This window comes from Collinsella sp. D33t1_170424_A12 (assembly GCF_015554865.1).
Taxonomy (GTDB): Bacteria; Actinomycetota; Coriobacteriia; order Coriobacteriales; family Coriobacteriaceae; genus Collinsella.
On sequence record NZ_JADNJJ010000142.1, the window covers coordinates 1 to 10,727 of the forward strand.

Genomic DNA, 10,727 nt, shown 5'->3' on the forward strand with positions numbered 1-10,727 from the left:
CCCTCCCAGCAGCCACCCCGCCCGGCCGCGCCGGCAACTCGCCCGGCCGCGCCGGCCCTCCCCGCTAGCGGGGGCGGGGTGGTACACTTATTCGAACCATGCCTTTACATGCACCTCAAACACCCTAGAAAGGCATCGCATGCCCCTGTTTTCCCAACAGCGCACACACGCGGCGGGCGCGCCCCTGGCATCGCCCGCGCCTGCCGGAGCCGCTGCATCCCACCTGCTCAAGCGCTACCGACCGCTCGAAACCCGCGCGGCCGGCGGGTTTGGCACCGTGGAGATCTGCCTCGATTCGCGTCTGCAGCGCCGCGTGGCCATCAAGCGCATCCCGCTGGGCTCGCCAAACAACCGGGCCGCCGTCGAGGCCATCGCCGCCGCCCTGCGCGAAGCGCGCACCATGAGCCTGCTGCAGCACCCCAACATCGTCTCGGTGATCGACTTCACCTACGACACCGGCTACGCCTACCTGGTCATGGAGTACGTCGACGGCGTGACCCTCGAGGAGTTCCTCACCGCCGTCGACGGGCGCTCCCTCACCTTCGACGAGGCCGCCTGCATAGCCGATGCGCTGGTCCAGGCGCTGGACTGCGCGCATGCCAACGGCGCGCTGCACCTCGACATCAAGCCCGCCAACGTGCTCATCGACCGCAGCGGCCACGTCACGCTCACGGACTTCGGCATGGCCAAGCTCACCAGCGCCGCGGGGTTCGGCGGCGCGCGCGGAGGCACCATCGGCTATATGCCGCCCGAGCAGCTGCGCAGTGATCGCGTCGACCGCCGCAGCGACATCTTCTCGCTCGCCTGCGTCCTGTACGAGTCGCTCTGCGGCTTCGCGCCCTTCGTAGCAGCCACCCCCATCGACTCCATGACCCTCATCAACGAGGGTGTCACCCCGCCCGACCAGCTGCTTCGCCGCATGCCCGAAGCGTCCAACGAGGCGCTGCTCTGCGCGCTCGACCCCGACATCAACAACCGCATGCGCACGGTGGCCGACTTCGGCGCGCGTTTCCTCGCGAACCTGGGCGACCCCCGCGAGGGTCAGCGCAGCCTCGCCGCCATGATCGAGCAGATCACCTCCTACGAAAACGACGCCCCCGAGCCCGAGCCCGACGAGCCCGACGAGCCCGATGAGCCCACCTGGGTCTACGACCCCGTCGAGGGCCACCTGGGCAGCCGCACCCCGCTCGCGCGCCGGCGCACCGCGGCCGCGATCGCGGGCGTCTCGGTCGTCATCGCCACGTTCTCGGTGCTCGAAACCATCGGCGTCGCCAGTCCCTTCGCGCGCCTCGTGGCCGCGCTGGCCGTGGGCGCCGCCGCGGCGACGGCTCCGCAGATCGGGTCGGCGCTCGCCTTCACCGGCCTGCTCTTCATGGTGCTCGACGCCACGCCGCTGGTCGCCGCGCTGCCGGCGTGCATGATCTTCGTGGCGCTCACCGGCGCCTGGTGGATCGTATGGGGCCGCTCCTACCCGGCCGCGTCGTCGATCCTCGTGGCCCTGCTCGCCACGGCGCTCGCGCTGCGCGACCCGGTGCTGCTGGCGCCCGCCGTGGCCGCCGCAGCCGGCTACCTGCTGCCGCCCGTCGTATGCGCCGCCACCGTCCCGCTGGGCGTCGGCGTGGCGGCGACGTCCCTCGCGGCCCAGGCCGCCGGCGGCTTCCTCGACGCGGGCACCGCCGTCCGGGCGCTGCTCGCCCCCGAGGCCCTGGCGGGCATCGCAGGCGCCACCGCGCTCGCCGTCATCGTCTCCTTCCTGCTGGAACGTGCCTGGACGGGCTACCAGGAGACGTCCTCGGCCCTTGGATACGCCGCCGCCTGCGCGTCCGCCCTGGTTCTTTCGGCGGCCGCGCTGTGTCTTGCACACCCTATGGAAATTACCAGCCCGTCCGTCGTGCAGCTCGCAACAGGGGCGGCCGTGGCCGCCCTATCCTCTATAATCGTTGGGATATGCGTATTTTCGCTTGGATACAGAAAAGACCCGGAAGGTGATCGCTCGTGAACTTCCTGAACATCTTTGAAGACCGCGTCGCCGGCATCTTCGGCGCCACCCGCGCCCCCTTCTCCTTTAAGAAGCTCGCCAAGCAGGCAGCCCATGAGATGGAGGACCAGACGCTCGTCATCAACGGTGTGAACACCGCCCCGGCGCTCTACACCATCCTCATCGCCAACGACGACGACCCCCTCATGGCGCCGTTCTACCCGCAGCTCTCGCGCGAGGTGAGCGAGCTCGTCAAGGCGCAGGCCGAGAAGAAGCACTACGTCTTCGTGGGCGAGCCGCTGGTCCGCTTCATGATCGACCCCTCGCTCAAGAGCGGCCGCTTCTCGGTGTTCGCCGAAAACGTCGACGCCCCCACCCTGGGCCGTCTCTACGAGGAGGAGCGCGCCTACCAGGCAGGCCTCTCGGCCAAGAGCGCCCAGCAGCCCTATCCCGCGCCCGCGCCCGCGTCCGCCGCAGGCCCCGTAGCCGCCCCCGCGGCCGCTCCCGCCGCAGACGACCCGTTCAACGGCGCAGACCCGCTGGCCCCGGCCGACCCGTTCGCCCCCAACCTGCCCGATCCCGCCGCGCCCATCCCCGTGCCACAGACCTTGAGCCGCGAGGCCCTGGCCGGCCTGGGCGGAGCCGCGGCCACCGGCGGGGCCCTGGGCGCCGCCGCGGGCGTAGCCGCCAGCATGTCGACGCCGCGCCCCCAGCAGGTCGCGCAGGCGCGCGCGCAGCTGGTCGACGTGGTGACGGGCGACGTCCTCGACGTGACGGGCAACCGCTGCGTCGTGGGCCGCGAGCGCGCCGCGGCCGACGTGGTCCTGCGCGACCCCAACGTCAGCCGCCGCCACGCCCAGCTCACCTTCACCGGCGCCGATTGGTCCATCGAGGACCTCAACTCCACCAACGGCACCCTGGTGAACAACCGCCGCATCACCCGCTGCCCTCTGCGCAGCGGCGACCTGCTCACCTTCGGCCTGAGCACCTTCGAATTTAGGGGCTAATCACCATGATCGACCTCATTCTCTTCGCCGGACGCATCATCCTGGTCGTCCTGCTCTATATCTTCCTGTTCGCCGTCATGAAGACCGGCGTCGGCCTCGTGCGCGGCCAGCGCCGCGACTCGGCGATCTGGACCATCGACGTCGACAAGGGCCCCCGCGGCATCCGCGGCATCCATGTCGACATGCTGGGCCCGGTCATCGTAGGCCGCTCCCCCAGCTCCGATATCTGCATCAACGAGCCGTTCGTCTCGGCCAGCCATGCACGCTTCTCGCTGCAGGGCCCCGCCCTGGTGATCGAGGACCTCAACTCGCTCAACGGCACCCTGGTCAACGGCCGCCAGCTCATCGAGCCCGCCACGCTGCGCGAGGGTGACGAGGTCCAGATCGGCGACGTCGTTATGAAGGTGAATCGCCGATGACAGACGATAGCGCCCGCACGCGCGCCGAGCTCTCTCAGGCAGACCATCCCCGGGATGCGCGCCGCGCGCCCGAGGATGAGCCCGGCTCGATGCGGCCATCGGGGCCGGCCCATGCCGATCCGAACGGCCCGACCATCCCCTCAACCGAAGAAACCGAAGACGCGACGCTCTTCGGCATGGCCGGCACCGCGCCGGCTTCGTCGTTTGCGGGCGATGCGGCGGCCGAGCCGACCGCATCGCCCGAAGCCGCCGTCGACGTGCCCGCCGCGAACACCCCAAAGCAGGCGGAGGCCGTCGAGGTCCTCACGCCCGATCCGGCCCTGGTGCCCGAGCTTCCGCAGGACGAGCCCGCCCCGGAGGAGTCGGCGCGCCCCGATACCACAGCCGACCTCGAGGAAGCCGCCGCCCGCTACGCTGCGCAGCAAGCCGAGGCCGAGGCCGCGGGCGCCGCATCCGCAGCGACCGACGGCACGCCCCGACCCGACACAACGGCCGACCTGGAAGAGGCGGCCGCCCGCTACGCCGCGCAGCAAGCGGCCGCGCAGGCCGAGGCGGATGACCCCGTGACGGAGCCCGAGGCCGAGGCGCCCCGGCCCGACACCACCGCCGACCTGGAAGAAGCCGCTGCCCGCTACGCCGCCCAACAGGCGGCGGCGCAGGCCGAAGCCGCGGCGGCGGGCGAGGACACGACCCATGCGGTCCCCGCGTTCCTCGCCGCGGCATCCACGGGACACGGCGCCGCGTCCCCCCATCCCGCTGCCGCCCCCGACGGCGCGGAGCGGGTCATCTCCCCCGAGGACACCGCCGAGATCGACGTGGCCGCCGTCGAGTCCAAGCTCAGCGACCCCGGCTCGACGCAGAGCTTCGCTCCCGTCACCGACGACCTCATCGATACCGCATCCACCTACGACGCCGGCACCACCATGCAGCTGCGCTGGGGCGCCCGCTCCGACGTGGGCTGCGTGCGCTCGCATAACGAGGACTCCTACCTGGTGCAGTCGCCGCTGTTCTGCGTGTGCGACGGCATGGGCGGCCACGCCGCCGGCGAGGTAGCGAGCTCGCTCGCGGTCGAGACCATCGCCAAGACCGCGCCGCATAGCGCCGACCCCGCCCTGCTGGGATCGGCCATCGAGGCCGCCAACGCCGCCATCATCGAGGCGGCCGTCAACGGCCTGGGCAAACCCGGCATGGGCTGCACGGCCACCGCCGCCTACATCGAGGGCGGCACCGTGGCCATCGCCCATGTGGGAGATTCGCGCGCCTACCTGCTGCACGAGGGATCGCTCATCCGCGTCACCCGCGACCATTCCTACGTCGAGGAGCTCGTGGACGCCGGCGAGATCACGGCAGACGAGGCCCGCGTGCACCCCAACCGCTCGGTCATCACCCGCGCGCTGGGGTCCGATCCCGCCATGTACGCCGACCACTTCGCCCTCAACATCGAGGAGGGCGATCGCCTCATCCTGTGCTCGGACGGCCTGTCCAGCATGGTGTCCGACGGCGAGATAGAGGTTATCGCCACCCAGTCCTCCACCGCGCAGATCTGCACCGACAACCTCGTCGACGCGGCGCTCGCTGCCGGCGGCGGCGACAACGTCACCGTCATCGTGGTGGACCTGGTGGACGACGGGAAGCTCCGCGCCATCGCGCGCAAGCGCAAGCGCAACGCCATCCTGTCGCTCGTCGCGGTGCTCTCCGTGATCGCGCTCGGCGGCCTCATCACGCTCTTCTCCATCTCGAACTCGGTGTACCTGGGCGTGAAGGACGACGCGGTGGCCATATACAAGGGCACGCCCCACTCGTTCATGGGCATCGAGCTCAACTGGCTCGAAGACGAGACGTCCGTGATGCTCTCCGACCTGCCCGAGGATACCCGGCACCGCCTGGAGGAGGGCATCCCCCAGGCCAGTGTCGAGGAGGCCACCGAAACGGTGTCGAAGTATCGCAAGCAGATCAGCGACGAGCAGCTGCAGCAGGCCGAGATGGCCAACGCCGTGCGCTCGGGCGCTGATCCCGCGGCCATGATCGGCCCCGTACCCGACCCCGCCGACCCCGCGGCGCCCGGCGCCGCAGACGCCGGCGCTTCCGTATCCGACCCCGCAGCCGTAGACCCGGCCGCCCAACCTACCGGAGGTGACGCCCAGTGAGCAGCCGTCGTAACACAGAACTGTTCCTCCTGATCGCGGCAGCGTTCCCCGTTGTTCTGCTGTACTCGCTCTTCGTCATCACCACCGGCGCCGCGCTCTCGTTCCAGACGCTCGCCGTCCCCATCGGCCTGTTCGCCGCCTTCGCCGCGGCCCACATCGCCGTGCGCTTCCTGGCGCCCGGCGCCGACCCCGCCATCCTGCCCGTGGTGTTCCTGCTCTCGGGCATCGGCATCACCTTCGTCACGCGCGTGCGGCCCAGCCTGGCCATGAGCCAGCTCATGATCCTGTTCGCCGCCATCGCGCTCATGGTGGTCACGCTCGTCTTGGTGAAGAACCTCGACGCGGTGAAGAAGTACAAGTACACGTTCGGCGCCATAGGCATCATGCTGCTGATCCTGCCCATGTTCATCGGCACCGAGATGTACGGCTCGAAGCTCTGGATCATCATCGGCGGATTCTCCATTCAGCCCGGCGAGTTCGCCAAGGTCTTCATCGTGCTGTTCCTCGCCGGCTACCTGGCCGAGAACCGCGAGCTGCTGTCCATCTCCAACCGCGAGATCTTAGGGCTGAAGATCCCGCGCTTCAAGCTGCTGCTTCCGCTGCTGGTGGTCTGGGGCATCTGCCTGCTCATCGTCGTGTTCGAGCGCGACCTGGGCAGCGCCGTCCTGTTCTACACCATCTTCCTGCTCATGCTCTACGTGGCCACCGGCCGCATCTCCTACGTGATCATCGGCTTCATGCTGCTGGCCGTGGGCGGTCTGGGCGCCTATAAGTTCCTGGGCCACGTGCAGACGCGCTTCCAGATCTGGCTCGACCCCTTCGCCGACCCCTCGGGCTCCGGCTACCAGCTGGTCCAGTCGCTGTTCTCGCTGGCCGACGGCGGCCTGGTGGGCACGGGCATCGGCAAGGGCATGCCCACCCTCATCCCCGTCGTCGAGTCCGACTTCATCTTCTCCGCCATCGGCGAGGAGATGGGCCTGCTCGGCGGCGCGGCCGTGCTCTTCCTGTTCATGCTCTTCGCCGTGCGCGGCCTCACCACCGCCGCGCGCGCCAAGTCCGACCTGGCGGCCTTCTGCGCCACCGGCCTCACGGCGGCCATCTCGTTCCAGGCATTCCTCATCGTGGGCGGCGTCACCCGCCTGGTGCCCCTCACCGGCGTGACCCTGCCCTTCATGAGCCAGGGCGGCTCCTCGCTGCTGGCGAGCTTCATCATCGTGGCCCTGCTGCTGCGCGCGGGCGACGAGGCCACCGGCCGCGAAGCCGAGCTCGCCGGCACGGGCATCATGGCCGCGCAGGCAGGCGCGCGGGCACAGGTGAGCTCCGTGGGAACGCGCATCTTCGGCGGCCGCGCGGGCGCCACCGGCTCCGCCAGCGCCTCGCATGCCCGCCCCGGCTCGCGCCTGCAGCGCCGCACCCTCGACACGCCCGAATCGGGCGTCCTGGGCCGCGTCGCCCTGGCCAAGCGCCTTACGGTGGCGGTGTTCGCCTTCACCGCGCTGTTCGCCATCCTCATTGGCAACCTCACCTACATCCAGGTGTTCAAGGCGAAGGACTATCAGAACATGTCCTTCAACAACCACTCGATCCTGAAGGCAGCCTACGTCAAGCGCGGCTCCATCATCACCTCCGACGGCGTCACGCTTGCCGAGTCCGTCCAGCAGGAGGACGGCACCTTCACCCGTTCGCACCCCAACGGCAGCCTCGCCGCGCAGGCCGTGGGCTACTACTCCAACCGCTACGGCGCCACGGGCGTCGAAGCGCGCATGAACGAGACGCTCACCGGCGCCAAGGACTACTCGAGCTGGGCGAACGCCGTCAACTCGCTGGCCGGCATCACGCAGCCCGGCAACTCGGTGAAGCTCACCATCGATTCGCGCATCCAAAAGGCCGCCGAGCAGGCGCTCTCGGGCATGAAGGGCGCCATCGTGGTGCTCGACTCGCGCACCGGCGCCGTGCTGGCCTGGGCGAGCGCGCCCACCTACAACCTCGACGATATCGAAGGCGCCCTCAACGCGGGCGAGGACAGCAACGTGTCGCTGTACGACCGCGCCACGCAGGCCCTCTACACGCCCGGCTCCACCTTCAAGGTCATCACGCTGGCCGCCGCGCTCGACTCGGGCACCGCCGGCCTCACCGACACCTTCCGCTCGCCGGGCAGCATGGAGATCGGCAACGCCGAGGTCACCAACATCAAGGGCACCGACCACGGCACCATCAGCCTCAACAAGGCCTTCGCCTATTCGTCCAACGTCGTCTTCGGCCAGCTGGCCAACAAGATCGGCGCCGACACGCTCGTCCAGTACGCCAACGCCTTCGGCTACGGCACCGAGCTGGGCCAGGACTTCTCCACGGCGGCCTCCATCATGCCCGACCCGAGCGTGATGACCGAGTGGGAGCTCGCCTGGGCGGGCGCCGGACAGCCGGTGGGCCAGGGCCACGTAGCCGGTCCCCAGACCACGCCCATGCAGAACGCCGTCATGGTCGCCGCCGTCGCCAACAACGGCATCGCCATGAACCCGTACGTGGTCGCGCAAACGCTTTCCCCCGAGGGCACCGTGATCAAGAGCACGCAGCCCCGCTCGCTTGGCCAGGCCATGAGCGCCAGCACCGCCACCCAGATGAAGGACGCCATGCTCGGCGTCGTCGAGGGAGGCTCGGGCAGCGCCGCGGCCGTCGCCGGCGTGAAGGTGGCCGGCAAGACGGGTACCGCCGAGACCGGAGCGCACTCCAACTCGGTGTTCGTCGGCTTCGCCCCCTTCGATACCCCCACGGTGGCCGTGTCCATCATGCTTGAGGATTATGACGTCCACGGCGTCTCCGCCGCTTCGGTTGCCAGCACGATCATTCGGGCCGCACTCGAAGCCCAAGGGTTGTGATAGCCGGGCAGTAATCGTTATCACTTCTGCGATGCCCGCCATCGCAGCGTAAGAAGTCGCACGCATTATTAGGATGAGGAGATTGAGAATGGAAGAATCGCGTGTTCTTGGGGGCCGCTACCTCCTGAAGGACAAGGTCGGATCGGGCGGTATGGCAACCGTCTACCGTGCACAGGACCAGGTGCTCAACCGCACCGTCGCCGTGAAGATCATGCTGCCGCAGTACGCCGGCGACGCCACGTTCGCCGCCCGCTTCAAGCAGGAGGCCCAGGCGGCGGCCGGCCTGCAGAGCCCCTACATCGTGGGCGTCTACGACTGGGGCCGCGACGGCAACACGTATTTCATCGTCATGGAGTACCTGCGCGGCACCGACCTGAAGAGCGGCATCCGCAGCCATGGCGCGCTCGACCCCAAGAAGGTCGCCCAGATCGGCAGCCAGATCTGCGCCGCGCTTTCCGTGGCCCACAAGCACGAGATCGTCCACCGCGACATCAAGCCGCAAAACATCATGGTGCAGCCCGACGGCAACATCAAGGTGATGGACTTCGGCATCGCCCGCGCTAAGAACAGCCACCTCACGCAGGACAACAACGTCCTGGGCACCGCGCATTACGTCTCCCCCGAGCAGACGCGCGGCCAGGAGCTCGGCGCCACCAGCGACATCTACTCGCTGGGCGTCGTGATGTACGAATGCGCCACCGGCCGCGTGCCGTTCGACGGCGATGACGCCATCTCCGTCGCCCTCAAGCAGGTGAACGAGCTGCCGGTTCCGCCCAGCCAGATCAACCCCGGCGTCGACCCCGTGCTCGAGCGCATCATCCTGCGCTGCATGGAGAAGGACGCCGCCAACCGCTTCCAGACGGCCGACGAGCTGCGCGCCGCCCTCAACTCCTACCTGCAGGGCCGCAGCGTCGAGGTGCCCGAGCCCACGCGCGTCATCTCCGGCGTGGCCGGCGGCATGGGCGCCACCGAGACCCGCGTCATGAACGACTCCACGCAGGCCATGGCGCGCCCGGTCGCCACTGGCCAGAACGCGGCGCGCACGGTCGCGGGCAAGGGCTCTCCCAGCGCAACCGCCTCATTCGACGACGAGAAGCACGGGCCCGGCAAGGGCAAGGTCGTTGCCATCGTCCTGGGCGTGGCGGTCGTGATCGGCCTGGTCTTCGCCTTCATGTCCGGCGTCTTCGGCGGCAACGAGGTCAAGACCGTCGAGGTTACCGACGTCATCGGCTGGGAGCAGGAGGCGGCGGTGAGCAACCTCAAGGCCGCCGGCTTCACCAGCTTCGATATCACACAGGAGTACAACGACGAACAGGACGCCGGCAAGGTGTGCGACCAGAGCCCCGACGGCGGCCGCACCGCCAAGACGTCCGACACCATCAAGCTCGTGATCTCCAAGGGCGAGAAGCCCGCCGAGCAGACCAAGGTGCCCACCCTCACCGGCCTCACCAAGGACCAGGCCGAGACCGCGCTCAAGGACGCGGGGCTGAAGGGCAAGGCCATCGAGGAAGCCAACGACGCCGATGAAGGCACCGTCTTCTATCAGGGCACCGAGGCCGGCACCGAAGTCGATATCAACTCCGTTATCGAGTACAAGGTGTCCACCGGCCCCAGCACCACCTCCGTCCCGTCGCTCGAGGGCATGACCAAGAGCCAGGCCGAGAAGGCGCTCAACGACGCCGGCTTCGGCGTGCACTGGGACGAGTCGTTTAGCGATTCCGTCGCGAAGGGCAACGTCATCAGCTGGAACCCCAGCGGCAAGCAGGAGCCCGGCACGCAGATCACCGTGACCATCTCAGCCGGCAAGGAGCCCGAGCCCGAGGGCGTCGACGTGGACGCGCTCGACCTCAACGGCATGGCCCAGGAGGATGCGCAGAAGGCCATCGCGAACGCCGGCCTGCGCTACAACGTGGTCGAGCAGCCCAGCGCCAACATCGCTAAGGGCAAGGTCATCACCTATGCACCGGCAGGCAAGCAGCCCAAGGGCACCACGATCTGGATCTACATCTCCACCGGCTCCGCATCGGCGGAAAGCGGCGACTCCGAGCAGTAGAGCGCCCGTTGGGACCGGCCAGACGGCCACCGCATCGCTTCATCCAAAAAGGAGGCTTCGGCCTCCTTTTTTCATGCGCGTCGGCGAGGGCGCACCCGCTCGCAGCCGCTGGCGCGCCCTCGCCAACCAGCGGTGCGCACGCCCGAGCAAGGCCGCCATAACCTCGACGCACGAAAGACGATATGAGTTGAACATTGGGGCCCCTCCCCTTGTAGCTCTATCGTGGGTCGGGCGACAATGGTCGTAG

At 68.9% G+C, this 10,727-nt stretch carries 6 protein-coding genes; all 6 read left to right on the forward strand.

Annotation, left to right across the window (positions count from 1 at the left end; translation table 11 throughout):
• Window positions 1-139 precede the first annotated feature (139 nt).
• The 6 genes from I2E26_RS06120 (at window position 140) to pknB (ending at window position 10,480) form a co-directional block, all read left to right on the forward strand.
• A complete protein-coding gene (locus tag I2E26_RS06120) occupies window positions 140-1,999 on the forward strand; it encodes a serine/threonine-protein kinase (protein WP_195420023.1) in 1,860 nt (619 codons plus the stop codon).
• The gene (locus I2E26_RS06125) at window positions 1,996-2,985 is read left to right on the forward strand and encodes a DUF3662 and FHA domain-containing protein (protein ID WP_195420024.1); all 990 of its coding nucleotides are present in this window, start codon (window positions 1,996-1,998) and stop codon (window positions 2,983-2,985) included. Before I2E26_RS06120 ends, I2E26_RS06125 begins: the two co-directional genes overlap by 4 nt.
• A gap of 5 nt (window positions 2,986-2,990) precedes the next feature.
• Window positions 2,991-3,404, forward strand: coding sequence for an FHA domain-containing protein (locus I2E26_RS06130; protein WP_147588149.1), 414 nt, complete (start codon window positions 2,991-2,993; stop codon window positions 3,402-3,404).
• Window positions 3,401-5,551, forward strand: a complete 2,151-nt coding sequence (locus I2E26_RS06135; RefSeq protein ID WP_229056458.1) for a Stp1/IreP family PP2C-type Ser/Thr phosphatase — start codon at window positions 3,401-3,403, stop codon at window positions 5,549-5,551. Before I2E26_RS06130 ends, I2E26_RS06135 begins: the two co-directional genes overlap by 4 nt.
• Window positions 5,548-8,427 carry an FtsW/RodA/SpoVE family cell cycle protein gene (locus I2E26_RS06140; protein ID WP_195420025.1) on the forward strand — a complete coding sequence of 960 codons (2,880 nt, stop codon included), beginning with the start codon at window positions 5,548-5,550 and terminating at the stop codon, window positions 8,425-8,427. Before I2E26_RS06135 ends, I2E26_RS06140 begins: the two co-directional genes overlap by 4 nt.
• A gap of 88 nt (window positions 8,428-8,515) precedes the next feature.
• Complete coding sequence (gene pknB / locus I2E26_RS06145; protein WP_195420026.1) at window positions 8,516-10,480, forward strand: Stk1 family PASTA domain-containing Ser/Thr kinase; 1,965 nt, start codon at window positions 8,516-8,518, stop codon at window positions 10,478-10,480.
• Window positions 10,481-10,727 lie beyond the last annotated feature (247 nt).